Genomic DNA, 25,638 nt, shown 5'->3' on the forward strand with positions numbered 1-25,638 from the left:
AAGGGTTCGAGGACATCATCCCAGCTCAGCGATCCTCAAAAGGCTCGACACGCCCCGACTTTTTCAGGTCGAAGTAGCTAGTGGCCGCGGCGCCCCGTAGGAGACGGTGGCCGCGATTGTGGTTGCGCGGCAACGGGATTGCTAGACACCCAGGCTGCGGCCGACGATTTCCTTCATGATCTCGGTCGTGCCGCCGTAGATGGTCTGCACCCGAGCGTCGAGATAGGCTCGGGCCACAGGGTATTCGCGCATGTAGCCGTAGCCGCCGTGCAGCTGCAGGCAGCGGTCGATCAGGTGCACCTGCTTCTCGGTGGAATACCACTTGGCCATCGCGGCCTGTTCGGCCGTCAGCTTTCCGTCCAGGTGCAGGCGAATGAACTCATCGACCATGATGCGCACCACGGTGGCCTCGGTGGCCAGCTCGGCGAGCACGAACCGGCTGTTCTGGAAGCTGCCGATCGGCTTGCCAAAAGCTTTGCGCTCCTTGGTGTATTGCAGCGTCTCCTCGAGCACCTGCTCCATGGCGGCGGCGGCCATGATGGCGATGTTGATCCGCTCCTGGGGCAGGTTGCGCATGAGGTAGATGAAGCCCATGCCCTCCTCGCCCAGGAGGTTTTCGGTCGGCACGTGCACGTCGGTGAAAGACAGCTCGGCGGTGTCCTGGGCGTCCAGCCCGATCTTGTCGAGGTGGCGGCCCCGTTCGAAGCCCTCCATGCCACGTTCGACGACGAGCAGCGAGAAGCCCTGGGCGCCCTTGTCGGGGTCGGTCTGGGCCACCACGATCACGAGGTCGGAGTTGATCCCGTTGGTAATGAACGTCTTTGCCCCGTTGAGGACGTAGTGGTCGCCCTCCTTGACCGCCCGGGTCTTGATGCCCTGCAAGTCGCTGCCGGTTCCGGGCTCGGTCATCGCGATCGCGGTGATCAGCTCGCCGGTGCAGAACTTGGGCAACCAGCGCTGCTTTTGCTCGTCGGTGGCCAGGTCGAGCAGGTAGGGCGCGACGATGTCGTTGTGCAGGCCGAAGCCGATCCCGCTGTAGCGCCCGGCGGTGGTTTCCTCGGTGATGATCGTGTTGTACCGGAAGTCGGGGTTGCCGCCGCCGCCGTACTCTTCGGGCACGGCCATGCCCAAAAAGCCCTGCTTGCCCGCCTCGAGCCACACGTCGCGGTCGACGATCTTGGCCTTTTCCCATTCGGCGTGGTAGGGCGCCACGTGGCGGTCGAGGAAGCTGCGGTAGGACTCACGGAACAAGTCGTGCTCGGGCTCGAAAAGTGTGCGCTGGTACTTGACGGCACCACTCATGGATGACCTCCGCTGACTTTCGCCGAATGGGACTGTTTCGCCCAAGATATACCAACCAGCCGGTTGGTCGGCATTTGGCGGGGTCAGGCCGGGCGCGACGCGTCAGCGCCCCCGCGACCCGCGACACCGCACCGCCACCGCACCGACGCACGGGACACGGCGATGCGGGCGTGCGTGGTCGCAGTCTCGGGGCGCGGCGCGCCCTCGGCGGCTCGTCTAGTCGGCGGCGAACTCGCGCAGCGCGGCGGCCAGCGCCATCGGGACGCGGGCGCGGATGCGGGTGCCGTCGGCGTCGTGTTCCTCCCGTTGGACGCGTCCCCCGGCGTGCAGCCGGGCGACCAGGTCGCCACGGTCGTACGGGATCACCACGTCCACGGCGGTTTCCGTGGGTGCCGCGAGCTCGGCGATCCGCCGCTGCAGGGCGTCGATGCCCTCGCCGGTGCGCGCGGAGACGAACACGGCGCCGGGCAGCCCGTGGCGGAGCTTGGCCAGCGCCAGGTCGCTGGCGGCGTCGACCTTGTTGACCACCAACAGCTCGGGGGGCGGATCACCGCTACGGTCCGCGATCACCTCGGAGATCACCTGGCGTACCGCGTTGATCTGGGCCATGGGGTTGACGTCGGAGCCGTCGACGACGTGCACCAGCAGGTCGGCGTCGACGACCTCCTCCAGGGTCGAGCGGAACGCCTCGACCAGCTGGGTGGGCAGGTGGCGCACGAACCCGACCGTGTCGGTGAGCACGAACGGGCGGCCGTTCACGAGTTCGGCGCGCCGCGTGGTGGGTTCGAGGGTGGCGAACAGCGCGTCCTGCACCAGCACACCGGCCCCGGTCAGCGCGTTGAGCAGGCTGGATTTCCCGGCGTTGGTGTAGCCGACGATCGCGATCGACGGGATGTCGCTGTGCAGCCGACGGCTGCGCTGCGTGTCGCGGGCCTGCTTCATGCCCTTGATCTCGCGGCGCAGCTTGGCCATCCGCTCGCGGATGCGCCGCCGGTCGGTCTCGATCTTGGTCTCACCGGGACCGCGCAGGCCCACCCCGCCGCCGCTGCCGCCGGCGCGGCCGCCGGCCTGCCGCGACATCGACTCACCCCAGCCGCGCAGCCGCGGCAGCATGTACTCCATCTGGGCCAGCGATACCTGGGCCTTGCCCTCCCGGCTGGTGGCGTGCTGGGCGAAGATGTCCAGAATCAGCGCGGTGCGGTCGATCACCTTGACCTTCACGGCCTTCTCCAGCGCGGTCAGCTGCGCCGGGGACAGTTCGCCGTCGCAGATGACGGTATCCGCGCCGGTCGCCACGACCACCTCGCGAAGTTCGGCCGCCTTGCCCGAGCCGATGTAGGTCGACGGGTCCGGCTTGTCGCGGCGCTGGATGAGCCCCTCGAGCACCTGCGAGCCGGCGGTTTCGGCCAGCGCGGCCAGCTCGGCCATGCTGGCCTGGTTGTCGGCGGCGCTGCCTTCGGTCCACACGCCCACCAGCACGACGCGTTCCAGCCGCAGCTGGCGGTACTCGACCTCGGAGACGTCGGCGAGTTCGGTGGACAGCCCGGCGACGCGGCGCAGCGCCGAGCGCTCTTCGAGGGCGAGTTCGCCCGCACTGAGCTCGAGATCGGTAAAGGGAGTCTCGGGATGTGTCTCGGGATTCGTCATAGGCAACTAGCAATAGTGCACGCGGAAGCGGTGTCGCGCACCTGATTTAACGCCCGGTTCAACGTCACTGTGCGCGCCACCATTCCTCGCTGATCTCGCCGCGGGCCACCAGCACCGACGGCCCGCGCAGGTAGCTGGTGGCGTCGGTGATGGTCACCACGACGTCGCCGCCGGGCACGCTCACGGCGAGCGTGCCGGTGTCGGCGCCGGCATCGGCCAGCGCGGCGACGGCGGCCGCGACCGTCCCGGTGCCGCAGGAGCGGGTCTCCCCCACCCCGCGCTCGTGCACCCGCATCCGCACCGCGCCCCCGTCCGAGCCCCAGGCCGGCGACGTCAGCACCTCGACGTTGACGCCGTGGGGGAACTGGGCGTGGTCGAATTCCACCGGCGCGCCCACGTCCAGGGCCGCGAGCTGTTCGGCGCTCAGCCGCGGGTCCACACACGCCAGGTGCGGGTTGCCCACGTCGACGGCCAGGCCGGTGAACCGCCGGCCCCCGACCACCGCCTGCCCGCTGCCGACCCGGTTGGCCTTGCCCATGTCGACGGTGACGTCGGCGTCGGTGTCGCCGGCGTGGTGCAGCGTGACCGGTCGCGCGCCGGCCAGCGACCCGACGACGAACTCGTCGCGGGATTCCAGCCCGGTGGCCCGCAGGTAGTGCGCGAACACCCGCGCTCCGTTGCCGCACATCTGTGCGGTCGACCCGTCGGCGTTGCGGTAGTCCATGTACCAGTCGCTCACGCCGACGCCGTCGGGCAGGCGGTCGAGCACGCCCACCCGCTGGGCGGCGCGCGCGGTCGTGATCCGCAGCACCCCGTCGGCGCCCAGACCGCGGCGCCGGTCGCACAGCGCGGCCACGCGGGCGGCGGTCAGCGTCAGCTCCGCGTCGAGGTCGGGCAGGAGCACGAAGTCGTTCTGCGTGCCGTGCCCCTTGGCGAAAATCATGCGGAAATCACCAGTTCAGGATACGTCCCGCCAGGCCCGCACCGCCTCCGCGACGACGTCGGCGCGGTCGGCGGGGTCGAGCCAGCGGATGCGGTGGTCGCGGCGGAACCACGACCGCTGCCGCCGCACGTAGCGTCGGGTGGCGACGAACGTCGGCTCCCGCGCGCCGTCGCCGTTTCCGCCCGCGTCCAAGTCGGCGATCACCTGGGCGTAGCCGACCGCGCGCGGGGCGGTGACCCCGTCGCGCAGGCCCTCGCGCAGCAGGCCGCGCACCTCGTCGACCAGGCCCCGGTCGAACATCGCCTCGGTGCGCCGGGCCAACTTTTCGTCCAGAAGTGCCGTCTCGCAATCCAACCCGATGATGACGGTGTCCCAGCGCGGCGCGCCGATGCGCGGCGCGGACGCGGCGAACGGCTGCCCCGTGAGTTCGACGACCTCGAGGGCCCGCACCGTGCGCCGTCCGTCGGTGGGCAGGATCGCCGCGGCCGCGGCCGGGTCGCGGCGGGCCAGCTCGGCGTGCAACCTGCCCACCCCGACCTCGGCGAGCCGCCGCTCCCAGCGCGCCCGCACCGCGGGGTCGGTCGCGGGAAACTCCCAGTCGTCGAGCAGGGACTGGATGTAGAGCATCGAGCCGCCCACGATCACCGGCAGCGCGCCGCGGGCGGCGATCGCTTCGACGTCGGCGGCGGCGGCCCGCTGATAGCGGGCGACGGTGGCGGTCTCGGTGACGTCCAGCACGTCGAGCTGGTGGTGCGGAATGCCGCGGCGCGCCTGCACGGGCAGCTTGGCGGTGCCGATGTCCATACCCCGATACAGCTGCATCGCGTCGGCGTTGACGATTTCCACGTCGATGCCCAGCCGTTCCGCCCGCTCCGCGACGTCGAGCGCCAGTTCCGACTTGCCGGTACCGGTGGGCCCGACGATCGCCATCGGTCGCACGGCGCGGCTCACAGCTGCCAGACGCCGGCGAAGTAGCCCACGCCGTACGGCGCGCCCCGGTAGAGCTCCTTGGCCGACCGCGGCCCCGGCCCGGCGAGGCCCGCCAGCGCCTGGAACGCGACCCGCCCGCCGATCTGCGGCGGCAGCCCGGCCAGCGCGGCGGCGTCGCCGTTGGCCAGCGCGTCGTCCAGCGCCAGTTGCACCCCGGCGTCATCCGGCCGGTAGCCGCCGGGGGCGGCCGGTGTGAGGGTGTTCGCGCCGTCGGCCACGACCAGGACCCCGACGGGCTCCGGCAGCCGTTCGATCTCGGCGCGCAGCCGCCGGCCGCGGGCCAGCGCGGCCTCGGCGTCGTGGTCGCAGCGGTAGACGCGGACCTGCGCGCTGCCCTCCGGCCGGGCCCGGCCCCGCACCCACGCCGCCAGCAGCGCGCACACCGGCAATTCGACCGGCGCGTCGGCGCCGTCCAGCGCCCGCGGCGAGAGCCCCACTCGCAGGTCGGCGCCGAACCCGGCGAAGGTGCCGGCCGGCCCGTCGGGTTCGAACGCCTCGTCGGCGCGGCCCGCGCCCACGGCCACCCAGCGCGGTGGCAGCAGGGCGGCCGCGGCCAGCACCGCGGCGGTCAGGTCGGCGACCTCGGCGGCGGCCGTCCCCGCGAGCTCGGGAACGAGCAGCGGCGTCGAGGGAACGATCGCGATGGTGCCCAGCACGTGACCAAACTTAGCCAAGGCGCACGGGGTCGGACGGGGCTAGGTGATGGTCCGGCTTCCCTCGGACGCGGCCGGGGCCACGTCCCAGCGGCGACCGCCGTCGGGCAGGGTCGCGCGGCGCACGGCCGCCAGCACGTCGCGCCCCGTGCCCGCCGCCATCGACGCGGCCTCCCCGCGCGCCAGGGCGACCGTGGCGACGATCACCATCGCCACCGCGGCGACCAGGACGATCGACTCGGGGCCCCTGGCGTTCAGCGTCTCGTCGAGCACCATGACCCCCAGCACGCCGGCCACCACCGGCTTGCACACGGTCATCGTCGGCAACGACGCGGTCAGCGCCCCGGCCCGAAAGGCCGATTGCTGGAAGATCATCCCGCACAACGCCGCCGCCAGCCAGGGGTAGAACTCGGGCGCGGCCAGCACGGCGCCCAGCCCCCCTTCGAGCACCTCGACGACGCCCTTGGTCAACACCGCGAACAGCGCCAACGACGACCCCGCCACCACGGCCAGCAGCGCGGCCGCGATCGGACGCCCCGACCAGATCCGCGCCGCCAGGACGCACACCACCAACGCCGGGCCCAGCACCACGGCCACCACGATCCACGTCGACCACGGCGCCCGGTGGTGTCCGGCCGTCGGGTCGCCGACGACGACGACCAACGCCAGCGCGGCCGCCAGCGCGAACGCCCACAGCCACTCCCAGCGGGTGACCCGGTGTTTGGTCAGCCGCGCGTAGATCGGCAGCGCGAACAGCAGGGCGGTCACCTGCAGCGCCGTCACGAGCACCACCGACCCCCATGCCAGGGCCGCGGCCTGCAGGCTGTAGTTGGTCACCGCCGCCGCGCCGCCCAGCCACCACCGCTTGTCGCGCAGCGACATGCGGAACAGCTCGAGGTGGCCGACCTCTTTGTCGGTGATCTCCTGCGCGGAGCGCTGCCGGATGACATCGCCGCACGCGGAGGCCAGCGCTGCGCACAAGGCGATCAGCGCCGCGATGTCAACTTTCGTCATGGGAACCCCTCACCAGCGCTCCCCCCGAAATCCATGTGTACACGCGCCGTTTCATAACAGTTCACCGACCACTGTACGGGCCACGCCACGGCCGCCGTGGCCGTCGGCGACCGCAGCAAACTGATCGCCGGTGTCCGCCACGGTACCGGGCGGCGCGACGCCGCCCTATGGCCGAGGCGACGGTGGAATCGAAACGTTATCCGCCCGCGCCGGGCGTAACAGGTAGGCGCGTGCGACCGGCCAAGCTGCTTGAATACTGTTGGAGCCGGCCCGCGCGGGACACTCCCGCGCGAACGGTTCGCGGAAGTTTGCCGAAGGGGCAGAAGGGTGGTGACGAGCGCATGACGGCCGACCAGCCCGGGAGCCACGCTTCACCCAAGCCCGCGCCCCGTCCGGGGCCGCGTCCCGGGCCCCGGCCCGCGAGCCCTGGTCCGCGACCGCCCCACCCGCCGGCCCTGCACCCCGCCAGCGATCCGCACCGGTTCGGGCGCGTCGACGACGACGGCACGGTCTGGCTCATCAGCTCCGCCGGCGAGCGCGTCATCGGCTCCTGGCAGGCGGGCGACCGGGAGGCCGCGTTCGCCCACTTCGGGCGGCGCTTCGACGATCTGAGCACCGAAATCACCCTGATGGAGGAGCGGCTGGCCTCGGGCAGCGGGGATGCCCGCAAGATCAAGGCCAACGCGTCCGCGCTGTCGGAGACGTTGCCGACCGCCAGTGTGCTGGGCGACATCGACGCGCTCGCGGGCCGGCTGGCCAGCATTCTCGAGCACGCCGACACCGCCATCGCGGAAGACCGCTCCAAGCGCGTGGAGCACCGGGCCGCGCAGACCGCCCGCAAGGAAGCGCTGGCCGCCGAGGCCGAGGACCTGGCCGCCAACGCGACGCAATGGAAGGCTGCCGGAGACCGGCTGCGCGCCATCCTCGACGAGTGGAAGACGATCAGCGGCCTGGACCGCAAGGTCGACGACGCGTTGTGGAAGCGCTACTCGGCGGCCAGGGACGCGTTCAACCGGCGGCGCGGGGCTCACTTCGCCGAGCTGGACCGCGAGCGGTCGGGGGTACGCCAGGCGAAGGAACGCCTCTGCGAACGCGCCGAAGAGCTGTCCGACTCGACGGACTGGACCGCCACCAGCGCCGAGTTCCGCAAGCTGCTCAGCGAGTGGAAGGGCGCCGGGCGCACCACCCGGGAGGTCGACGACGCGCTGTGGCGCCGCTTCAAGGCCGCCCAGGATTGCTTCTTCAGTGCCCGCAACGCGGCGACGGCGGAAAAGGACGCCGAGTTCCGCGCCAATGCCACCGCCAAGGAGGCGCTGCTGGCCGAGGCGGAAAGGATCGACACCAGCAACCTGGACGCGGCCCGGGCGGCGCTGCGGTCGATCGCCGACAGATGGGACGCGATCGGCAAGGTGCCGCGGGAACGGTCGGCCGAGTTGGAGCGGCGCCTGCGCGCGGTCGAGAAGAAGGTGCGCGACGCCGGCGAGGCGGATTGGTCCGACCCCCAGGCGCAGGCCCGCGCCGAGCAGTTCCGCACGCGTGCCGAGCAGTACGAACAGCAGGCCCAGAAGGCGGCCGCAGCCGGCCGGACCAAGGACGCCGAGGAGGCCAAGGCCAATGCCGAACAGTGGCGGCAGTGGGCCGACGCGGCGGCCGAAGCGCTGACCCGCAAGACCTAGCCCGGGCCTGCGACACCGCTAGCTTTGATCGCGGCCTTCGCCCGGCGGCGCGGCATCCGGGTCATCCAGGCTCTCCAGCAGGGTCTTGGAGTGCTGCTCGGCGGCGACGCGGCGCCGCTGCTCCTCGGCCGCAAGTTGCACGATGGTGCGCGACCACACCACCCGGGCCCAGTGAAACGTCAACAGGATCAAGGTGATCCACGCGAGGAAAAGCCCGATCCCGGGTCCGGGATGCCCGGCGGCCACGGTCTGGCGCGACCAGACGGCCAGCAGCCCACAGGCCGACGCGATCGCCGAGCCCGCGAGCGCGATCCAGGCCAGCGCCCAGCGCCGGGTCAATAGCGCCAGCATCGAGAAGCCCACGCCGAACACCAGCGCCAGCCAGGTGAACACCCGCGACGGCAGGCCCACCGCGGCCGCGCCGGCGCCGTGGCTGGCGAACAGCACGTCCCATCCGCGCACGTGGCCGGTGTGCGGCAGGATGAACGAAGCCAGCAGCACGAACACCAGGATCGCGACCACCAAAGCCCTTGCGCCGGGGTCGATCTCGCGCCCCACCCGCCGCTCCGCGGCCTCGATTTCGCTGCGCAGCGCGTCGATGTCGGTGTGGTGTTTCTTCATCGTTGACATCCCAGGGGTTCGAGCGGCTCGACGGTCGGCCCGACGGCGGGCATGCCGAGCCCGATCGTGCGCGGCCGCTGCCCGGCGGCGTGGGCGTCGCCCGCGCGCGTGCGCCGGTGGGTGAGGACGCCCGCGTCGGCGATCAGGTGGTGCGGCGCGGCCTCGGTGATCCTTGTCGTGACGATGTCGCCCGGCCGGACCGCGTCGCCGGGGGCCTCGACAGGTGCGAAGTGCACCAGCCGGCCGTCGCGCGACCGCCCCGTCATGCGCGCCGTGCGGGTGTCCTTGCGTCCCTCGCCGGTGGCCACGAGGAGTTCGACGGTCTGCCCGATCAGCGCGCGGTTACCCGCCAGCGAGATCCGCTCCTGCAGGTCGACCAGCCGCTCATAGCGTTCCTGGACAACGGCTTTCGGCAGCTGCTCGGGCAGTTCGGCGGCCGGGGTGCCGGGCCGCTTGGAGTACTGGAAGGTGAACGCGGCCGCGAACCGGGCCTCCCGCACGACGTCGAGGGTGGCGGCGAAGTCCTCCTCGGTCTCGCCGGGAAACCCGACGATCAGGTCGGTGGTGATCGCCGCGTGCGGCATGGCCGCCCGGACGCGCTCGATGATGCCCAGGTAGCGCTCGGCGCGGTAGGAGCGGCGCATCGCGCGCAGCACCCGGTCGGATCCCGACTGCAGCGGCATGTGCAGCGCGGGGCACACGTTCGCCGTCTGCGCCATCGCCTCGATGACGTCGTCGGTGAACTCGGCCGGGTGCGGGGAGGTGAACCGCACCCGCTCCAGCCCGTCGATTTCGCCGCACGCGCGCAGCAACTCGGCGAACGCGCCGCGATCGCGGGGCAGGGCGGGGTCGGCGAAGGAAACGCCGTAGGCGTTGACGTTCTGGCCCAGCAGGGTGACTTCGAGCACGCCGTCGTCCACCAGCGAGCGGACCTCGGCCAGGATGTCGGCCGGGCTGCGGTCGACCTCCTTGCCGCGCAGCGACGGGACGATGCAGAAGGTGCAGCTGTTGTTGCACCCGACCGAGATGGAAACCCAGGCGGCGTAAGCCGATTCGCGGGCGCTGGGCAGCGACGACGGGAAGTGCTGCAGCGCCTCGGCGATTTCCACCTGCGCGACCCTGTTGTGCCGGGCGCGATCGAGCAGCGTCGGCAGCGACCCGATGTTGTGGGTGCCGAAGACGACGTCGACCCACGGCGCCCTGCGCAGCAGCGCGTCGCGGTCCTTTTGGGCCAGGCAGCCGCCGACCGCGATCTGCATGTCGGGGTTGCCGCGCTTGCGCGGGGCCAGGTGGCTGAGGTTGCCGTACAGCTTGTTGTCGGCGTTCTCCCGCACGGCGCAGGTGTTGAAGACCACCACGTCGGCGTCTCCGAAATCGGCGCCGTCGGACGCCCGCCGGTAACCGGCGGCGTCCAGCAACCCCGCCAACCGCTCCGAGTCGTGGACGTTCATCTGGCAGCCGTAGGTGCGGACCTGGTAGGTGCGCGCGGGCGCGGCGCCCGCCGCGGCAGGGTCGTCCCGCGTCACCGTCGAAGTCACGGGGCCATGGTACGGCGACCGCGGGTTCTCGGATTAACCCGCAGCTAGACGCGGCGGCGCTCCCGTTCGGCGGCCAGCTCGGCCAGGACGACCTCGCACGCCAGGTTCTGGCCGTAGCCGCGGCGCGCCAGCATCCCCACCAGCCGGCGGGTCACCCGCGCTTCGTCGTCCAGCGCCTCCCGCCGCAGCTTGGACCGCACCAACTGCTCGGCGCGGTCGCGCTCGTCGTCGGCGTCGATCCCGGCCAGCGCCGCCGTGATCACGTCGTTGTCCACGCCCTTGGTGTGCAACTCGGCGGCCAGGGCGCGTTTGCTCTTTCCCGCCCTCGCGCGCCGGGAGGACACCCACTGCTCGGCGAACTCCGCGTCGTCGATCAGGCCGACGGAGGCCAGCCGGTCGAGCACCCTGGCGCGGACGTCGTCGGGATAGCCGCGCTTGGACAGCTGACCGGACAGCTCGGCCCGCGTGCGCGCCCTCGCGGTGAGCAGGCGCAGGCACAACGCGCGCGCCTGCTCGTCGCGGGATGGCTCAGAAGTCGACGGGAGCGGGGAGGACATCGCCGGAGGGGTCGTCGGTCACGACCGCGCCGATGCCGAGCTTTTCCTTGATCTTCTTCTCGATCTCGTTGGCGACATCGGCGTTTTCCATCAGGAAGTTGCGCACGTTCTCCTTGCCCTGGCCGAGCTGCTCGCCCTCGTAGGTGAACCACGACCCGGACTTGCGGATGAAGCCCTGATCCACCCCCATGTCGATCAGCGAGCCCTCGCGGCTGATGCCCTTGCCGTAGAGGATGTCGAACTCGGCCTGCTTGAACGGCGGCGACACCTTGTTCTTGACGACCTTGACCCGGGTGCGGTTGCCGACCGCGTTGGTGCCATCCTTGAGCGTCTCGATCCGGCGCACGTCCATGCGAACCGAGGCGTAGAACTTCAAAGCCTTTCCGCCCGTGGTGGTTTCGGGCGAGTTATGGACCATCACTCCGTCAACGAAATAGTTGTGATTGCCCTCGACCTCGATGTCGAATCGATTCATGGATCGCGTGTGCGGTTTGACATGCACATCCAGAACGCGGGCCGGCACCAACTGCTGTGTGGGTTCGGTGAACTGAGGCGTTACCGTCCCCCGCCCACGGAACCGCCGCAACAGCTTGTAGTCCATGGACGGCGCCATGTAAGGCGCGACCAATTCCTGAAACTTAGCCGTGGCCGCGGTCGAAAACACCAGGGCCGCCTTGCCGGCTGAGCCGGCGTGCCGCAGCCGCACATCCAAGCCGTGCGTGTCGCGCAGATAGTCGCACACCCGTACGCGGGCGCCTTCAGTCATGGCCTCGACGCAAATCTCGATGCGCCCGCTGCCACCGGCGGTCCGTTCCTGCAATCCCTTGGAGCGCAAGGTGAAAGAGCCGTCATCCATGTACCAAATAGCCAGGGCGAGGGGCGTGAGCGCCTTGAGATACTCCTCAGAAAAGAATTTCTTGCCATCCCCGAGATAAACCGCGCGCTGCAATTCGGCGAGCTCCGGTAACGGAGTGAAGTCGACAAAGCTCGCGCCCATAGCGTTCTCCCGCACCGCATGCGAAATGTTGCCCATCAACGCGGTCTTCCACTGCAGGTACTCCACCTGCTTAGCGTCGTGACCCAGCCGGAAACGGACTCCGTTTCGATCGCGCCGATTAGGCGAAAGGTTCCCATCGCCCATCAAAGACCCCAATACCACCTGAAACTGCTGGTCGCTGAGTAGATGCGGTTCGGCAGCCAGCACCCGGTCACCGGTGTTGAGGTCACCGGCTTCCGTCCAGCCACCGGGCGTGCGGATCAGGTGGTTGGGCGTGGCGGCGAACTGCGACTTGCCGTTACCGGTGGACTTTTCGACTGTGAACCGCAAGAACTGCTCGGCAGGACCGTTGTTGAACCAGTTCACCACCTTGCGGGGCACAATCCGGTCGGACGCGGGGTCGTAAGACAGCACCTCGACATCCATCTTGTTGTTGACGATCTTGCCGATCTTTTCGGTGGAGCCGTCAGCAAGAGTGACTCGGGTGGAGTAATTCATGCACCCGAACATCACACCGATCTTCTCGCGGAGCTGGTTGATGAAGATCGCCGTGGTGCCCGAGTTGTTGAGCGCGCCGGTCATTTTCCGCAGCGCCTGGCTCATCAGGCGGGCCTGCAGCCCGACGTGGCTGTCGCCCATCTCGCCTTCGAGTTCCGCGCGCGGCACCAGGGCCGCCACCGAGTCGATGACCAGGATGTCCAGCGCGCCGGAGCGGATCAGCATGTCGGCGATCTCCAGTGCCTGCTCCCCGGTGTCAGGCTGACTGACCAGCAGCGAATCGGTGTCGACGCCGAGTTTCTTGGCGTACTCGGGGTCCAGCGCGTGCTCGGCGTCGATGAACGCCGCGACGCCGCCGGCGGCCTGGGCGTTGGCCACCGCGTGCAGGGCGACGGTGGTCTTACCCGAGGACTCCGGACCATAGATCTCCACGACCCGGCCGCGCGGCAGGCCGCCGATGCCCAGGGCCACGTCCAGGGCGATGGATCCGGTCGGGATGACCGAGATCGGCTGACGCATCTCGTCGCCGAGACGCATCACCGATCCTTTGCCGTAGCTCTTTTCGATCTGGGCCATCGCCAGCTCGAGAGCCTTCTCGCGGTCGGGGGCTTGCGTCATGGTGCCTCTTCCTATCGTCGGTGTGTTCTTCTGACCGGTATTGGTCGGTTGGCCGTGACCCTAGGGAAGGCCACCGACAAGTTGGTCTCCGAACGCTCCCCACACTAGCCGAACATCTGTTCGATTCAAGCGGACACGCCGGGCGGGGCGGGGCGTGTGGCAACATCTGCTACCGAAAGGCGCCGACGGGGTTTGCACGAGCTGAGGGCCAGCCATTCACCGTCGGCGCTTCCTCACGAGACCGGGGCGGATTCCCCTGACGAGGATTGGTAGCCAGCGGATGGACATCTCGCATGCGCTGGCCGAAACCTCCTCCTACAAAGGGTTTTTCGCGCTCACCGTGGGTGGTGACGCGGCGGGATGGCATCCCGTCGGGCAGTCCTACGCCGACGGCTGCGCCGACCTGATCGATGCCACCGCCCGCCGCTACGCCACGCCGGATCTGCGGATCGCGGCCTCCCTGGTCCACCTCGGCCACGCCACCCGGCTGTGGTCACCGGTGCTCGCCTGCGCCCTGGGCCACGGCGTCGTCCCCGATCTGCGCCGCCTGCAGCGAGCGGACGACGGGGCGCAGCTCCGGATCCCCGAACCCGTCGGGGCCCCCGTCGGCTCCCCCTCGACGGACGTGCTCTACCGCATCGTCGTGCACGAACACCTGGAGCCGCTGGCCGCCGGCCTGCGAATGAAGCTGGCGCCCGGGTTGTTGGCCGGCAACGTCGCGTCCGCCCTCGTCGGGGCGGCCCGGGCCCTGCTCGACGCGCGGCCCGACCTGCGCGGCCCGGTCGTTGCCGCCGCGGGCGCGCTGCTGGACACCGGCATGCTGGCCGGATCCGGTGTGCTCGAGGGCCCACGGCTGGGCTTTCGGCGGCGCAGTTGCTGCCTGCTCTACCGCGTCCCGGGGATGTCCGTCTGCGGGGATTGCGTGTTTCGTCGGGCGCCGCGCTCGAGCGGGGATCGACTGTGAAGCCTGGGCTTTGGGTGTGAAGCCTGGGCGGGAAAAACGCCGCCCGAAATCCCGCCCTGGGTTCACACGCAATGCCGTCAGTTCCCACTCAATGCGGCAACGCAGACCGGAAAGACCTCACCACTGGTCGCGCGGCACGTCGAAGTCGGCGCACAGCGCGCGCCACACGTCGCGCGGCTCGATGCCGTCCTCGATCGCCTGCGCGGCGGTCTTGCCGCCGAAACCGGTCAACACGTGATCCACCAACACCGACGCGCCATACGCCGCGCCGAATCGCAAGACCACCCGCTCGTTGAATTCCGTCAGCCGCACGTCAGCCAACATACCGAGGCGCTCACCCCGCCAGCGCCAGCGCTTCGTGGCACACACCGACAGGGTCGGCGACGTCGGCGGTGCCGGCGGCGGCCAGGCGCGCGGCGAGCAGATAGCCGGGCGACGACAGCACGTCGTTCACCGCCGCCACGAGGGCGTCGGCGGTCAGCGGCCGGATCAGCCGGCCGCTCCCCTGGCGCGCCACCCGGTTGGCCATCTCCCACTGGTCCCCGCCGCCGGGGACCATAACCAGCGGCACCCCGGCCAGCAGCGTCTTGGCCACCATGCCGTGGCCCCCGCCGCAGATCACCACGTCGGCGTGGGTCAGCAACTCCGACTGACGCCCCAGCCCGGCCACCGCGTACGGCGGCAACGCCAACTCGGCCCCGCCCAGCCGCGAGACCGCCAGGCGCGAACCCGCCGGCAGCGTCTCCCCGGGTATCAGACACTCGAGCGCGACCTCGGCCAGCCCCGCGGTGCCCGTCAGCGCGGTCGATGGCGCGATCACCACGACCGGCCCGGCGCCGGGCGGGATCTCGAGGACCCGATCGGTGGGCTCGAAGTGCAACGGTCCGACGACGACGGCCTCGTCGGGCCAGTCCGGCCGGGGAACCTCCAGCGCGGGCAGCGTGGCGATCAACCGGCGCAGCGGCCCGGCGTCGACGGCCGGCAGCCCGATCTCCAGCCGGGCCGCCCCGCGCTGCTTGATGCCGGCCCGCCAGGACCGCGCCGTCAGCGCCCGCATCGTGGCGTCGCGCAGCCGGCCGCGGACGCCGGTGCCCGGCGCCAGCCCGCTGCCGATCGGCGGCAGCCCCTTGGACGGCAGGTACAGCGGATGCGGGTTGAGCTCGATCCACGGGATCCCCAACAGCTCGGCGGCCATGCCGCCGCCGGCGGTGATGACGTCGGACACCACCAAATCAGGCGCCAGGTCGCGCAGCGCGGGCACGTTGAGCACCGCCATGCGCGCCGCGCGCCGGTGGATCCGGGCCCCGGCGTCGACGTCCCCATCGGTGGCCGCGAGCCCGTCCAACTCGACGGCGTCGACGCCCGCGGCGCGGGCCGCGCCGGTCCACTCCTCGCCGGTGAACAGGACGGGCTCGTCGCCCGCCTCGCCGAACCGTTGGCACAGCGCGATCGCGGGGAACGAGTGCCCGGGATCCGGCCCGGCGACCACGGCGACACGCATCGGCCCTACCCTGCCACAGAGCCGGCGCGTCACCCACCGCCGCGTTTCGCCTACGCTGGCAGCCATGACCGAGCTGACTGGAACAGGCGTGGCGAACACCCGCACGGTCGAAGGTTTCCTCAACGCCCTGCAGGATCAGGACTTCGACACCGTCGACGGCTTACTCGACGACGACCTCGTCTACGAGAACGTCGGCCTGTCCAGGATCCGCGGCGGGCGCCGCACGGCCAAAATGCTTCGGAGCATGCAAGGGCGCATCGGTTTCGAGGTCAAGATTCACCGCATCGCCGCCGACGGCGCCGCGGTGCTCACCGAGCGCACCGATGCACTGATCTTCGGGCCGCTGCGGATACAATTCTGGGCCTGTGGAATCTTCGAGGTGCACGGCGGGCGGATTACTTTGTGGCGCGATTACGTTGACGTTTACGACATGTTCAAGGGGCTGGCGCGCGGTTTGGCCGGGCTGGTGGTCCCGTCACTGAAAGCGACGCTATAGCAATGAGCGGCAATACATCCCGGGCGAAACCCAACGCCTGGCAGTTCGTGCGGTATTGCGCCGGGGCGCGGCTGCCCGACTCGATGCGCGAGTGGGTGCGCAACGACCTGGCCGGCAAGGGCGCCACCCGGCGAATGATGATGCGGGTCGCGGTGCCGGCCGTGCTGGTGCTGGCGCCGTTCTGGTTGATCCCGACCACGCTGGATGTCCACCTGAGCATGACGCTGCCGATCCTCATCCCGTTCGTCTACTTCTCGCACGCGCTGAACAAGGTGTGGCGCCGCCACATGCTGGCGGTGCACGGCCTGGACCCCGAACTCGTCGACGAGCGCGCCCGCGAGCGTGACGCCCACATCCACCGCGCCTACATCGAGCGCTACGGCCCGCGGCCGGAGAATTAACCCCGGGGCAGCCCGCCCAATTCGTCGAACGCCTGCGCCCAGCCCAGCAGGCGATCGGTCGCGTCGACCAGCTCGCTGCGGTAGCGCTGCTGGGCCGCGGCCAAACCGGCCTCGGAGTCACCGTTCGCGGAGGACACCAATTGCGCTGCGGCGGTGACCATTTCGTTGTACTGACGCACGCCAGCGCTCAGCTGCGCGGTGAACGCGTTGATGGTGGGCACCAGATACGACCGCGACGACTCCGAATGCTGCGCGGCCCGCTCCATCGACACCACCTCGGTGGCGGTGGCCGCCATCGCCGCCGAGGTCTTGCGGGCCGCGGCGGTCAGGTCCTCGATTTCGCCCGCCGGCAGCATCGCGCCCCGCTCGATCACGCCCAGCAGCGAAAAGAACCCGCGCTCCGACGCGCCCAGCGCGTACATCGCGGGCCGGGCGGCCGAACCGGGCGGCGGCAGGCGCCGCGCGGCGGCCGGCCGCGGCGCCGGCAGCGGCTCCGCGCGCAGCCAGCGGTAGCGAAGCATCAGCAGCGTCGCCGGGATCGCCAGCACGACCGCGACGGCGCCGGTGATCTCCAGCAGCAGGGCGAACCAGCCCCACGCCGCGAGCACCCCGGTCACCGCGATCCAAAACAGGCAACCGAAGCTGAATATCAGCCCCCACCGCAGCGCCCGGCGGCGGCGGCGCAGCAGCCGGGCCCGCGGATCGGCGGCGGCGCTGATCTTCTGGGCCACCAGGTCGGAAACGTCGGCGGCGGTGTCCAATCCCCGCTGCACCAACGCGCGCCACGCCCCGCGCTGGGTCGCTTTCACCGCCATCTCACGCCGCCCGGCGCGTCACTGACCAAAGGGCTTCTCGGCGACTTGACCACCGGCGGGCTCGGCGGGCGCGGGGGTGGCCGGCGCGGCTTCGGCGGCCGTCCCGCCCGCCGGCAGGGCCTCGCCACGCATCGACGCACGGATCTGCTCCAGCCGCGAATGGCCGGCCATCTGGATGCCGGCCTGCTCGACCTCGAGCATGCGGCCCTGCACGGAGCCCTTGGCGAGTTCGGCGGCGCCGACCGCGTTGGCGTAGCGGCGCTCGATCTTGTCGCGGACCTCGTCGAGGTTGGGGGTGGTGCCCGGGGCGGCGATCTCGCTCATCGACCGCAGCGACGCGCTGACCTGTTCCTGCATCTTCGCCTGCTCGAGCTGGCTGAGCAGCTTGGTGCGCTCGGCGATCTTCTGCTGCAACACCATCGAGTTCTGTTCGACGGCCTTCTTCGCCTGGCCCGCGGCGGACAGCGCCTGGTCGTGCAGGGCCTTGAGGTCTTCGACGCTCTGCTCGGCGGTCACCAGCTGCGCCGCGAACGCCTCGGCGGCGTTGTTGTACTCGGTGGCCTTGACGGCGTCCCCGGCGGCGGTGGCCTGGTCGGCCAGTGTGAGCGCCTGACGCACGTTGACTTGCAGCTTCTCGATGTCCGCGAGTTGCCGGTTGAGCCGCATCTCGAGCTGGCGCTGGTTGCCGATCACCTGCGCCGCCTGTTGGGTCAGCGCCTGGTGCTGGCGCTGCGCTTCCTCGATGGCCTGCTGGATCTGCACTTTCGGGTCGGCGTGCTCGTCAATCTTGGCGTTGAACAGCGCCATGAGGTATTTCCACGCTTTGACGAACGGATTGGCCATCGGTCAGCTCCACCTTCGCTTCCGGTCTACCGGGCTGGGTCCAGCTGGGTCCAGCTGGTATCGCCCTGTCGCTCAATTTAACGGGTCGGCGCCGATCGCCCCACCCTTGCGGCCGGAACAGCGCCGGAACGGTCAGGCCACGGCCAGCGACACGACGGGCGGGATGACGACCTTCGTGGCGGGGTCGATGGCGGGCCCGCTCGCCTCGCCGTGCGCGGTGCGTTCCGCGCTCGCCATGCGCTCGCCGGCGCCGGTCAGGACCGTCGACAGTGGCATGTCCAGGGCGTCGCAAATGGCGTTGAGCAGCTCGCTGGAGGGCTCCTTGCGCCCGCGCTCGACCTCCGACAGATACCCGAGGCTCACCCGCGCCGAGTCCGATACCTCGCGCAGCGTCCTGCCCTGTGACGTCCGGGCCCGACGCAACACGTCCCCGATGACCTCGCGCATCAATGGCGGCATCCTGCTCTCCTTCGTCCAGCCCTGCCCCACACTCGACTCCTCACTGACAAGCCGCTCCGGCCGCTCCGGCAGGCGCTCATAACGCACAACGCCGCGGGCCTCGGCCTGGTTCCCGCTCAGTCGGTCGTTTCCCGGACCGTTTTGACGGTCCCGGCGACGTAGTCGACGCCGGTAACCACGGTGAGCACGATCGCGATCCCCATCACCACCGAGGCCGCCACCTGGAAGGCCCCCGAAAGGGGCAGCACGAACAGCCCGATGGCCAGCGCCTGCACGACGGTCTTGAGCTTGCCGCCCCAACTCGCCGGGATGACCCCACGGCGGATCACCGCCAGCCGCAGCAGTGTGACGGTCAGCTCGCGGGCCATGATCACCACGGTCACCCACCACGGCAGGTCCCCCAGCATCGACAGGCCGATCAGCGCCGATCCGATCAGGAACTTGTCCGCGATCGGGTCGACGAACGCGCCGAATTCGGTCGCCATCCCGTAGTTTCGGGCCAGCAGGCCGTCGAACCGGTCGGTAAGGCAGGCGATGGCGAAAATCACGAAAGCCGCTACCCGGTTGGCGATCTGGTGGCCGTCGGCGGTGAACAGCGCGATCAGGAAGACCGGGACCAGCACCAGCCGAAGCAGGGTCAGCGTGTTGGCGAGGTTGGCGATGCGGGCGCCGGGCGTCGGTCCCGTAAGCGGACCGGTCTGAGGCTGTCCCGACACGGCATCAGAATAACGGTTGACCAGCGCGCCCCTTCGCGTCGCCGATACTGTTACCCGTGACCGAAAGTTCCCTGCCGGTGGTCCGGCGTGCGCGAACCTCGGATGTCCCCGCGATCAAGCAACTCGTCGACACCTATTCGGGGCGGATCCTGCTGGAAAAGAACCTCGTCACGCTGTACGAGGCCGTCCAGGAGTTCTGGGTGGCCGAACACCCGGACCTGCCGGGCCAGGTGGTCGGTTGCGGGGCTCTGCACGTGCTGTGGGCCGATCTCGGCGAGATCCGCACCGTGGCGGTCGACCCGGCCATGACCGGCCGCGGCATCGGCCACGCGATCGTCGACCGGCTCCTCGAGGTCGCGCGCGAGCTGCAGCTGCGGCGGCTGTTCGTGCTGACCTTCGAGACGGAGTTCTTCGGCAGGCACGGCTTCACCGAGATCGAGGGCACGCCCGTCACCGCCGAGGTGTACGACGAGATGTGCCGCTCCTACGACATCGGGGTCGCCGAATTCCTGGACCTCAGCTACGTCAAGCCCAACATTCTGGGCAACTCCCGGATGCTGCTGGTGTTGTAACACCGAACGTGAAGTCGGCTTCACGCTCGGCCGGAGAAACTCGACGCTAAATGGCCAACACCGGTGAACCGTTGAAGACGATCCATGGAACGAACGGTTCGCCGGTTTGGGAGACGAATGAGATCCCCGTCGGGCCTAACGGGCCATAGCTTTCCAGAATGCTTGCGGTTGCCGGCCAGCTTCCGAAGATTGGCTGGGTGTAATAAAAGCCCTGGGCGGTGTCCCAGAAGTTGGTTGCATAAAACGAGTACTCGAAGGTGTTCGCGCCGACGGGAAGGGCCGACAAGGTCCAGCCAAACCCGTTGTTCAGGAAACCGAGATGCAGGTCCATCGGCGTCAATGGCGCTTCCGGCGGCCCTATGGTGTCTGGCGAGACGAAGACGTGAGCCGACACCAATGACAAGTTGCCGATCGGGGTTCCTATGTACGCGTCGAAGGTGGACAGATTGGCCGACGACGTCGTGGCAACCGTAATCGGACCGTATTGCTGGGTTCCGGCGGTGAACTCGGGGGTACCGGCGGCGGCCGCGCCCCCGCCGGCGCCCGTAGGAATCAAGGGATGGCCCACAAGCGCTTGAGCCGGCGCGTTTACCGCATTGATGACGTTTTGCTGAGCGTTGGCGACTTCGGTGGTCACGTACTGAGCCGCGCCGCCGCTCAGCAGATTCACGAACTCATTGTGAAAAGACGTGGCCTGGGCGCTCGAGGCCTGAAAGTCACCGGCGTGGCCGGCGAACAATGCTGTAATGGCCGCCGACACCTCATCACCGCCCGGCGCCGCGATCGCCGTCGTTTGCGTCATCGCGGCCGCGACCGTGTTGCGCAGGGTAGAGCCGATATTCGCCAGGTTTCCGCTTGCCTCCGATACGAGATCGGGCACGACGCTTAGCAACGGCATTGTTAGCCTCCTGGGCTGAAATACCCCCCGACCAAATATCGAGCTGATGCGCGAGGAGTGGAGCCTAACATCGACCGTTTAGCACCGGTAGCCTCGGTTTTTCCGCGCAATCTGCGCGCCGAGCGTGCGGTGGTTGCGAAAATCCGGCCGGAAAATCGCAACAGTTTCACGTTCGGCGCTATTCGGTGGGCCCGCCGTCCCCGGCGCCGCGGATCGACGCCAGCGTCGCGGCCAGCTCGTCGGGCTTGACCAGCACGTCGCGCGCCTTGGAGCCCTCGGACGGCCCGACGATCCCGCGGGTCTCCATCAAATCCATCAGCCGGCCGGCCTTGGCGAAGCCGACCCGCAGCTTGCGCTGCAGCATCGAGGTCGACCCGAACTGGCTGGACACCACCAGCTCCACGGCCTGCAGGAACACGTCCATGTCGTCGCCGATGTCGGGGTCCCGACCGTCCGAGTCGGCGCGTTCGCCGGTGGGCTTGGCGGTGGTGACGCCCTCGGTGTACTCGGGTTCGGCCTGCTCCTTGCAGGCGTTGACGACGGCGTGGATCTCCTCGTCGGTGATGAACGCGCCCTGCAGCCGCAGCGGCTTGCCGGCGCCCATCGGCAAGAACAGGCCGTCGCCCATCCCGATCAGCTTCTCGGCGCCCGCCTGGTCGAGGATCACCCGGGAGTCGGTGAGCGACGACGTCGCGAACGCCAGCCGCGAGGGCACGTTCGTCTTGATGAGCCCGGTGACCACGTCGACCGACGGCCGCTGGGTGGCCAGCACGAGGTGGATGCCGGCCGCGCGGGCCTTCTGGGTGATGCGCACGATGGCGTCCTCGACGTCGCGCGGGGCCGTCATCATCAGGTCGGCCAGCTCGTCGACGATCGCCACCACATACGGGTACGGCCGGTACTCGCGCTGGCTGCCCAGCGGGGTCGTGATCGCCCCGGAGCGCACCTTGGCGTTGAAGTCGTCGATGTGGCGCACCCGCGACGCCTGCATGTCCTGGTAGCGCTGCTCCATCTCCTCGACCAGCCAAGCCAGCGCGGCCGCCGCCTTCTTCGGCTGGGTGATGATCGGGGTGATGAGGTGCGGAATGCCTTCGTAGGGCGTCAGTTCCACCATCTTGGGGTCGATCAGGATCATCCTGACCTCCTCCGGGGTGGCCCGCGTCAACAACGAGATCAGCATGGAGTTGACGAAGCTGGACTTTCCGGATCCGGTGGAGCCGGCGACCAGCAGGTGCGGCATCTTGGCCAGGTTGGCCGAGATGAAATCGCCTTCGATGTCCTTGCCCAGCGCGATCACCAGCGGGTGATGGTCGCGGCGGGTCGACGGGGCGGTGAGCACGTCGGCCAGCCGCACCATCTCCCGGTCGGTGTTGGGCACCTCGATGCCGACGGCGGACTTGCCGGGGATCGGGGCCAGCATGCGCACGCTCTCGGTGGCCACCGCGTACGCGATGTTCTTCTGCAGCGCGGTGATCTTCTCCACCTTGACCCCGGGGCCCAGCTCGACCTCGTAGCGGGTGACGGTGGGCCCGCGGGTGCAGCCGGTGACCGCGGCGTCGACCTTGAACTGGGTGAGCACCTCCCCGATCGCGGTGGCCATGTGGGTGTTGGCGGCGCTGCGCTTCTTGGGCGGGTCGCCGGCGATGAGCAGGCTCAGCGGCGGCAGCGTGTAGGGGCCCTCGACGACCCGGTCCAGCGCTTCGGTGCTCTTTTTCGCGCGGCGGCGCCCGCGGGCGACGCCGGGTTCGGGGATGGTCGGTGAGTCGTCGGCGAGCGGGGCTTCCGACATTGCGGCGCCGGCCGCCGGCCACGCCTGCGGCTCTTGTTCCGTCAACTCGTCGTAGTAGCCCTCGGAGTAGTCGTCGCGGGGTTGGTCGGCGTCGTTGTCGAACTCGTCCGCGTAGTCGTAGGCGATCTCGTCGTCACCCATCAGCCGGGGGCCGAACATGGCGCGGACCGCGTCGGGCACCTCCCGGATGGTGGTCCCGGTCAGCAGCAGCAGGCCGAACATGAAGCCGATGAACAACAGCGGCGCGGCGATCCAGGGCGTCAGCCCGTCCGACAGCGGCCCGCCGATGGCGAAACCGACGAAACCCGCGGCGCGGCGGCGTAATTCGGGATCTTCGGGCGAACCCGACCACAGGTGACGCAACCCGAGCGCCGACAGGGCGATCAGGCTGCCGCCCAGGATCAGCCGGGGCCGCGCATCGGGGTTGGGCTGGGTCCGCATCAGCGCCACGGCCACCGCGGCGGCGACGAGGGGCAGCGCCAGCACCCCCGAGCCGATGAAGGTCCGCAGCACGGTGTCGACCCACGCCCCGACCGGCCGGGCGGCGTCGAACCACGAGCTGGCGGCGACCACGACGGCGAAGCCGAGCAGCACTAGCGCGATGCCGTCGCGGCGGTGCCCGGGGTCGATGTCGCGGGCCCGGCCGATCGACCGGGCCGCGGTGCCGGTGCCCCGGGCCGCCATCAGCCAGGTGGCGCGCAGGGCCCGACCGCAGGTCAGCCCGGCGGTGACCAGCACGGACCGGCTGTGGCGCCTGGTGGGCCTGCGGGGCGGGGCCGGTCGCCGGCTCCGGGCTTTGCCTCGGGAAGCGGCCTTTGACCTGCTCGTTCGGGATCCGGAGCGGGCGGCGGTCTTACTGGGCATGGGGCCAAGCGTAGTCGCAATCGCCCCAGAATCACCATCTGCCACACGGGTCACAAATAGGTGACGGTTTCGGCCGTCGGCGCTCGTCGCCGCGGTGCCAATGATCCCGGCGAACTTCGTGAGTAGGGTGGCAGCCGTCACGCCGCTAGATCCCCGCGACCGCCCAGGAGACCCCCATGCCCGTCGTCGTCGCCACCCTGACCGTCAAACCCGAATCGGTTGACACCGTCCGCGACATCCTCACCCGCACGGTGGCAGACGTGCACAAAGAGCCGGGCTGCCAGCTGTACTCGCTGCACCAGACCGGCGAGACCTTCGTGTTCATCGAGCAGTGGGCCGACGACGAGGCGCTCAAGGCGCACAGCGCCGCGCCCGCGGTCGGCGGAATGTTCCAGGCCGTCGGCGACCACCTGGCCGGGGCCCCGGACATCAAGCTGCTGCAGCCGGTGCCCGCGGGCGACCCGGACAAGGGTCAGCTGCGCCCGTAATGGCCCGGCCACGCCACGCCGCCCCGAACGGCCCGCTGAACGGCCCGCTGAAAGGCAAGGTCGCGTTCATCACCGGCGCGGCCCGCGGCCAGGGCCGCGCGCACGCCGTTCGCCTGGCCTCCGACGGCGCGGACGTGATCGCCGTCGACCTGTGCGACCAGATCGCCAGCGTGCCGTACTCGATGGCAACCCCGGACGACCTGGCGGCCACCGTCAAGCTGGTCGAGGACACCGGTGCCCGGATCGTGGCCCGCCAAGGCGACGTCCGCGACCGGGCCTCGCTGTCGGCGGCGCTGCGGGCCGGCCTCGACGAATTCGGCCGCCTCGACATCGTCGTCGCCAACGCCGGCATCGCCCCGATGTCCTCGGGAGACGACGGCTGGCGCGACGTCATCGACGTGAACCTGACCGGTGTCTACAACACCATCAAGGCCGCGATTCCGACCTTGGTCAAGCAGGGCACCGGCGGGTCGATCGTGCTGATCAGCTCGAGCGCGGGGCTGGCCGGCGTCGGCAGCCCGGACGCCGGGTCCGTCGGCTATGCGGCCGCCAAGCACGGGGTGGTCGGGCTGATGCGGGTGTACGCGAATCTGCTTGCGAAGCAATTTATCCGGGTCAACTCGATCCACCCGTCGGGTGTGGAAACCCCGATGATCAACAACGAGTTCACCCGGGAATGGCTGGCCAAGATGGCCGCCGGGACCGACACGCCGGGCGCCATGGGCAACGCCATGCCGGTGGAGGTGCTGCAAGCCGAAGACATCGCCAACGCCGTGGCGTGGCTGGTGTCCGACCAGGCCCGCTACGTCACCGGCGTCGCCCTGCCGGTCGACGCGGGCTTTTTGAACAAGTAGCGCCCATGGCACCGAACCCCGTGGCACAGACCGCTTTCGGCCCGATGGTGCTGGCGGCGGTGGAACACAACGAGCCGCCCGGGCGCCGCCTGGTGGATGACGACCTCGCCGAACTGTTCCTGCCCGCCCGGCTGCGCTGGCTGGTGGCCGCGACGCGGTGGGCGCCGGCCCGGCGGTTGATGGTCCGCGCGTCGGAGTACACCGGCCCGGGGCTGTGGGCGAATCTGGCCTGCCGAAAGCGGTTCATCGCCGACAAGCTCGACGAAGCGCGCGACGGCATCGACGCGGTCGTCATCCTCGGCGCCGGGCTGGATACCCGCGGCTACCTGCTGACCCGGCGCGTGAGGATCCCGGTGTTCGAGGTCGACCTGCCGGTCAACATCGCCAGGAAGGCCCAGACCGTGCGACGGGTGCTGGGGTCGCTGCCGTTGTCGGTTCGGTTGGTGGCGTTGGACTTCGAGCGCGACGACCTGCTCACCTCGCTGGCCGAGCACGGATATCGAACCGACTACCGGGCCTTCTTCATCTGTGAGGGCGTGACGCAGTACCTCACCGAGGGCGGGGTGCGGCGCACCCTCGAGGGGCTGCGCGCGGCGGCGCCGGGCAGCCGGTTGGTGTTCACCTACGTCCGAAAGGACTTCATCGACGGGACGAACCTGTACGGCGCCCGCACGCTGTACCGCAACGTCCGTGAGCGCCGCCGGCTGTGGCGATTCGGGCTGCAGCCCGAGGACGTCGCGGAGTTCATCGCCGAGTACGGCTGGCGGCTGGTGGAGCAGGCCGGTCCCGACGAACTCGTCCGGCGCTACGTCGAGCCCGCCGGCCGCAAACTGCCGGCGTCCCAACTGGAATGGTCGGCCTACGCGGAGAAGGCTTAGCCCCGACGGTGGCGACCCGCTTCGCCCGGTCCCCCAGCTTCGCGGG

The 25,638-nt window shown here is 70.0% G+C and carries 26 protein-coding genes; 8 read left to right on the top strand and 18 right to left on the bottom strand.

The genetic code is table 11. The annotated features are described in order from the left end of the window. Window positions 1–141: 141 nt before the first annotated feature. The 6 genes from BST11_RS12560 to BST11_RS12585 all read right to left on the bottom strand — a co-directional run bounded on the left by BST11_RS12560 (window position 142) and on the right by BST11_RS12585 (window position 6,549). Window positions 142–1,302, bottom strand: coding sequence for an acyl-CoA dehydrogenase family protein (locus tag BST11_RS12560; RefSeq protein ID WP_083138295.1), 1,161 nt, complete (start codon window positions 1,300–1,302; stop codon window positions 142–144). Window positions 1,303–1,518: 216 nt separating this feature from the next. Beyond that, window positions 1,519–2,949, bottom strand: a complete 1,431-nt coding sequence (gene hflX, locus BST11_RS12565; protein WP_083138296.1) for a GTPase HflX — start codon at window positions 2,947–2,949, stop codon at window positions 1,519–1,521. Between the two features lie 64 nt (window positions 2,950–3,013). After that, window positions 3,014–3,892: a diaminopimelate epimerase gene (gene dapF, locus BST11_RS12570; protein WP_083138297.1), complete on the bottom strand. Its 879-nt coding sequence runs from the start codon at window positions 3,890–3,892 to the stop codon at window positions 3,014–3,016. Window positions 3,893–3,907: 15 nt separating this feature from the next. Further along, the gene (miaA, locus tag BST11_RS12575) at window positions 3,908–4,831 is read right to left on the bottom strand and encodes a tRNA (adenosine(37)-N6)-dimethylallyltransferase MiaA (protein ID WP_083138360.1); all 924 of its coding nucleotides are present in this window, start codon (window positions 4,829–4,831) and stop codon (window positions 3,908–3,910) included. A gap of 8 nt (window positions 4,832–4,839) precedes the next feature. Beyond that, on the bottom strand, window positions 4,840–5,538 hold the full coding sequence (locus BST11_RS12580; protein ID WP_083138298.1) for a class III extradiol ring-cleavage dioxygenase family protein: 699 nt from the start codon (window positions 5,536–5,538) through the stop codon (window positions 4,840–4,842). Between the two features lie 39 nt (window positions 5,539–5,577). Continuing rightward, complete coding sequence (locus BST11_RS12585) at window positions 5,578–6,549, bottom strand: DMT family transporter (RefSeq protein WP_083138299.1); 972 nt, start codon at window positions 6,547–6,549, stop codon at window positions 5,578–5,580. 341 nt (window positions 6,550–6,890) lie between these two features. Here BST11_RS12585 and BST11_RS12590 point away from each other — a divergent pair, with 341 nt between their 5' ends. Then, window positions 6,891–8,225 (top strand): DUF349 domain-containing protein, encoded by a 1,335-nt coding sequence (locus tag BST11_RS12590; protein WP_083138300.1) that lies wholly within the window; start codon window positions 6,891–6,893, stop codon window positions 8,223–8,225. Window positions 8,226–8,243: 18 nt separating this feature from the next. Here the strand turns inward: BST11_RS12590 and BST11_RS12595 are convergent, their stop codons facing one another. The 4 genes from BST11_RS12595 to recA are packed head-to-tail and all read right to left on the bottom strand — an operon-like array spanning window position 8,244 to window position 13,054. Beyond that, on the bottom strand, window positions 8,244–8,855 hold the full coding sequence (locus BST11_RS12595) for an Rv2732c family membrane protein (protein ID WP_083138301.1): 612 nt from the start codon (window positions 8,853–8,855) through the stop codon (window positions 8,244–8,246). Further along, on the bottom strand, window positions 8,843–10,384 hold the full coding sequence (gene miaB / locus BST11_RS12600) for a tRNA (N6-isopentenyl adenosine(37)-C2)-methylthiotransferase MiaB (protein WP_083138302.1): 1,542 nt from the start codon (window positions 10,382–10,384) through the stop codon (window positions 8,843–8,845). Before miaB ends, BST11_RS12595 begins: the two co-directional genes overlap by 13 nt. A gap of 44 nt (window positions 10,385–10,428) precedes the next feature. Next, complete coding sequence (gene recX / locus BST11_RS12605; RefSeq protein WP_083138303.1) at window positions 10,429–10,941, bottom strand: recombination regulator RecX; 513 nt, start codon at window positions 10,939–10,941, stop codon at window positions 10,429–10,431. Continuing rightward, a complete protein-coding gene (gene recA, locus BST11_RS12610) occupies window positions 10,913–13,054 on the bottom strand; it encodes an intein-containing recombinase RecA (RefSeq protein WP_083138304.1) in 2,142 nt (713 codons plus the stop codon). The genes recX and recA overlap by 29 nt, the downstream gene beginning before the upstream one ends. Window positions 13,055–13,334: 280 nt before the next feature. Between recA and BST11_RS12615 the strand changes: the two genes are divergently transcribed. Beyond that, window positions 13,335–14,018 carry a (2Fe-2S)-binding protein gene (locus BST11_RS12615; protein WP_083138305.1) on the top strand — a complete coding sequence of 228 codons (684 nt, stop codon included), beginning with the start codon at window positions 13,335–13,337 and terminating at the stop codon, window positions 14,016–14,018. Between the two features lie 117 nt (window positions 14,019–14,135). Here BST11_RS12615 and BST11_RS12620 read toward each other — a convergent pair whose 3' ends face one another. Next, on the bottom strand, window positions 14,136–14,330 hold the full coding sequence (locus BST11_RS12620; protein ID WP_425320600.1) for a DUF3046 domain-containing protein: 195 nt from the start codon (window positions 14,328–14,330) through the stop codon (window positions 14,136–14,138). Between the two features lie 22 nt (window positions 14,331–14,352). Further along, window positions 14,353–15,519: a glycosyltransferase gene (locus BST11_RS12625; protein WP_083138307.1), complete on the bottom strand. Its 1,167-nt coding sequence runs from the start codon at window positions 15,517–15,519 to the stop codon at window positions 14,353–14,355. A gap of 64 nt (window positions 15,520–15,583) precedes the next feature. Between BST11_RS12625 and BST11_RS12630 the strand changes: the two genes are divergently transcribed. Both BST11_RS12630 and BST11_RS12635 read left to right on the top strand, forming a co-directional pair. Beyond that, window positions 15,584–16,015, top strand: coding sequence for a limonene-1,2-epoxide hydrolase (locus BST11_RS12630; protein WP_083138308.1), 432 nt, complete (start codon window positions 15,584–15,586; stop codon window positions 16,013–16,015). A gap of 2 nt (window positions 16,016–16,017) precedes the next feature. Beyond that, the gene (locus BST11_RS12635; RefSeq protein WP_083138309.1) at window positions 16,018–16,416 is read left to right on the top strand and encodes a DUF5313 domain-containing protein; all 399 of its coding nucleotides are present in this window, start codon (window positions 16,018–16,020) and stop codon (window positions 16,414–16,416) included. Here the strand turns inward: BST11_RS12635 and pspM are convergent. From pspM to pgsA, 4 genes are all read right to left on the bottom strand, one after another. Next, complete coding sequence (gene pspM, locus BST11_RS12640; protein ID WP_083138310.1) at window positions 16,413–17,231, bottom strand: phage shock envelope stress response protein PspM; 819 nt, start codon at window positions 17,229–17,231, stop codon at window positions 16,413–16,415. The genes BST11_RS12635 and pspM overlap by 4 nt on opposite strands. Before the next feature lie 18 nt (window positions 17,232–17,249). Continuing rightward, the gene (pspA, locus tag BST11_RS12645; RefSeq protein WP_067325474.1) at window positions 17,250–18,074 is read right to left on the bottom strand and encodes a phage shock protein PspA; all 825 of its coding nucleotides are present in this window, start codon (window positions 18,072–18,074) and stop codon (window positions 17,250–17,252) included. A gap of 132 nt (window positions 18,075–18,206) precedes the next feature. Next, entirely contained in the window at window positions 18,207–18,533 is a 327-nt protein-coding gene (clgR, locus tag BST11_RS12650; RefSeq protein WP_083138361.1) for a transcriptional regulator ClgR, read from the bottom strand. 116 nt (window positions 18,534–18,649) lie between these two features. Beyond that, window positions 18,650–19,249, bottom strand: coding sequence for a CDP-diacylglycerol--glycerol-3-phosphate 3-phosphatidyltransferase (pgsA, locus tag BST11_RS12655; protein ID WP_083138311.1), 600 nt, complete (start codon window positions 19,247–19,249; stop codon window positions 18,650–18,652). A 47-nt stretch (window positions 19,250–19,296) separates the two neighbouring features. On the opposite strand from pgsA, the gene BST11_RS12660 reads away from it, so the two are divergent. Beyond that, window positions 19,297–19,821 carry an amino-acid N-acetyltransferase gene (locus BST11_RS12660; RefSeq protein ID WP_142276321.1) on the top strand — a complete coding sequence of 175 codons (525 nt, stop codon included), beginning with the start codon at window positions 19,297–19,299 and terminating at the stop codon, window positions 19,819–19,821. 46 nt (window positions 19,822–19,867) lie between these two features. Here BST11_RS12660 and BST11_RS12665 read toward each other — a convergent pair whose 3' ends face one another. After that, a complete protein-coding gene (locus tag BST11_RS12665; protein WP_083138313.1) occupies window positions 19,868–20,719 on the bottom strand; it encodes a PE family protein in 852 nt (283 codons plus the stop codon). Between the two features lie 178 nt (window positions 20,720–20,897). After that, window positions 20,898–23,372 (bottom strand): DNA translocase FtsK, encoded by a 2,475-nt coding sequence (locus tag BST11_RS12670; protein WP_083138314.1) that lies wholly within the window; start codon window positions 23,370–23,372, stop codon window positions 20,898–20,900. Window positions 23,373–23,548: 176 nt separating this feature from the next. On the opposite strand from BST11_RS12670, the gene BST11_RS12675 reads away from it, so the two are divergent. The 3 genes from BST11_RS12675 to BST11_RS12685 are packed head-to-tail and all read left to right on the top strand — an operon-like array spanning window position 23,549 to window position 25,592. Next, entirely contained in the window at window positions 23,549–23,860 is a 312-nt protein-coding gene (locus BST11_RS12675) for a putative quinol monooxygenase (RefSeq protein WP_067325457.1), read from the top strand. Further along, window positions 23,860–24,714 carry a mycofactocin-coupled SDR family oxidoreductase gene (locus tag BST11_RS12680; RefSeq protein ID WP_083138315.1) on the top strand — a complete coding sequence of 285 codons (855 nt, stop codon included), beginning with the start codon at window positions 23,860–23,862 and terminating at the stop codon, window positions 24,712–24,714. Before BST11_RS12675 ends, BST11_RS12680 begins: the two co-directional genes overlap by 1 nt. A gap of 5 nt (window positions 24,715–24,719) precedes the next feature. Further along, window positions 24,720–25,592, top strand: a complete 873-nt coding sequence (locus BST11_RS12685; protein WP_083138316.1) for an SAM-dependent methyltransferase — start codon at window positions 24,720–24,722, stop codon at window positions 25,590–25,592. Window positions 25,593–25,638 lie beyond the last annotated feature (46 nt).

It is taken from the genome of Mycobacterium alsense, assembly GCF_002086635.1.
Classification (GTDB): Bacteria; Actinomycetota; Actinomycetes; order Mycobacteriales; family Mycobacteriaceae; genus Mycobacterium; species Mycobacterium alsense.

What these genes read in the sequence shown, in the direction of transcription:
- pspA (WP_067325474.1), bottom strand. Translation starts at nt 18,074, where the DNA reads ATGGCCAATCCGTTCGTCAAAGCGTGGAAATACCTCATGGCGCTGTTC.
- pspM (WP_083138310.1), bottom strand. Translation starts at nt 17,231, where the DNA reads ATGGCGGTGAAAGCGACCCAGCGCGGGGCGTGGCGCGCGTTGGTGCAG.
- BST11_RS12625 (WP_083138307.1), bottom strand. Translation starts at nt 15,519, where the DNA reads ATGCGTGTCGCCGTGGTCGCCGGGCCGGATCCCGGGCACTCGTTCCCC.
- BST11_RS12665 (WP_083138313.1), bottom strand. Translation starts at nt 20,719, where the DNA reads ATGCCGTTGCTAAGCGTCGTGCCCGATCTCGTATCGGAGGCAAGCGGA.
- BST11_RS12670 (WP_083138314.1), bottom strand. Translation starts at nt 23,372, where the DNA reads ATGCCCAGTAAGACCGCCGCCCGCTCCGGATCCCGAACGAGCAGGTCA.
- recA (WP_083138304.1), bottom strand. Translation starts at nt 13,054, where the DNA reads ATGACGCAAGCCCCCGACCGCGAGAAGGCTCTCGAGCTGGCGATGGCC.
- dapF (WP_083138297.1), bottom strand. Translation starts at nt 3,892, where the DNA reads ATGATTTTCGCCAAGGGGCACGGCACGCAGAACGACTTCGTGCTCCTG.
- BST11_RS12680 (WP_083138315.1), top strand. Translation starts at nt 23,860, where the DNA reads ATGGCCCGGCCACGCCACGCCGCCCCGAACGGCCCGCTGAACGGCCCG.
- BST11_RS12615 (WP_083138305.1), top strand. Translation starts at nt 13,335, where the DNA reads ATGGACATCTCGCATGCGCTGGCCGAAACCTCCTCCTACAAAGGGTTT.
- BST11_RS12595 (WP_083138301.1), bottom strand. Translation starts at nt 8,855, where the DNA reads ATGTCAACGATGAAGAAACACCACACCGACATCGACGCGCTGCGCAGC.
- BST11_RS12635 (WP_083138309.1), top strand. Translation starts at nt 16,018, where the DNA reads ATGAGCGGCAATACATCCCGGGCGAAACCCAACGCCTGGCAGTTCGTG.
- BST11_RS12630 (WP_083138308.1), top strand. Translation starts at nt 15,584, where the DNA reads ATGACCGAGCTGACTGGAACAGGCGTGGCGAACACCCGCACGGTCGAA.
- BST11_RS12675 (WP_067325457.1), top strand. Translation starts at nt 23,549, where the DNA reads ATGCCCGTCGTCGTCGCCACCCTGACCGTCAAACCCGAATCGGTTGAC.
- BST11_RS12560 (WP_083138295.1), bottom strand. Translation starts at nt 1,302, where the DNA reads ATGAGTGGTGCCGTCAAGTACCAGCGCACACTTTTCGAGCCCGAGCAC.
- hflX (WP_083138296.1), bottom strand. Translation starts at nt 2,949, where the DNA reads ATGACGAATCCCGAGACACATCCCGAGACTCCCTTTACCGATCTCGAG.
- BST11_RS12590 (WP_083138300.1), top strand. Translation starts at nt 6,891, where the DNA reads ATGACGGCCGACCAGCCCGGGAGCCACGCTTCACCCAAGCCCGCGCCC.
- BST11_RS12685 (WP_083138316.1), top strand. Translation starts at nt 24,720, where the DNA reads ATGGCACCGAACCCCGTGGCACAGACCGCTTTCGGCCCGATGGTGCTG.
- BST11_RS12585 (WP_083138299.1), bottom strand. Translation starts at nt 6,549, where the DNA reads ATGACGAAAGTTGACATCGCGGCGCTGATCGCCTTGTGCGCAGCGCTG.
- clgR (WP_083138361.1), bottom strand. Translation starts at nt 18,533, where the DNA reads ATGCCGCCATTGATGCGCGAGGTCATCGGGGACGTGTTGCGTCGGGCC.
- recX (WP_083138303.1), bottom strand. Translation starts at nt 10,941, where the DNA reads ATGTCCTCCCCGCTCCCGTCGACTTCTGAGCCATCCCGCGACGAGCAG.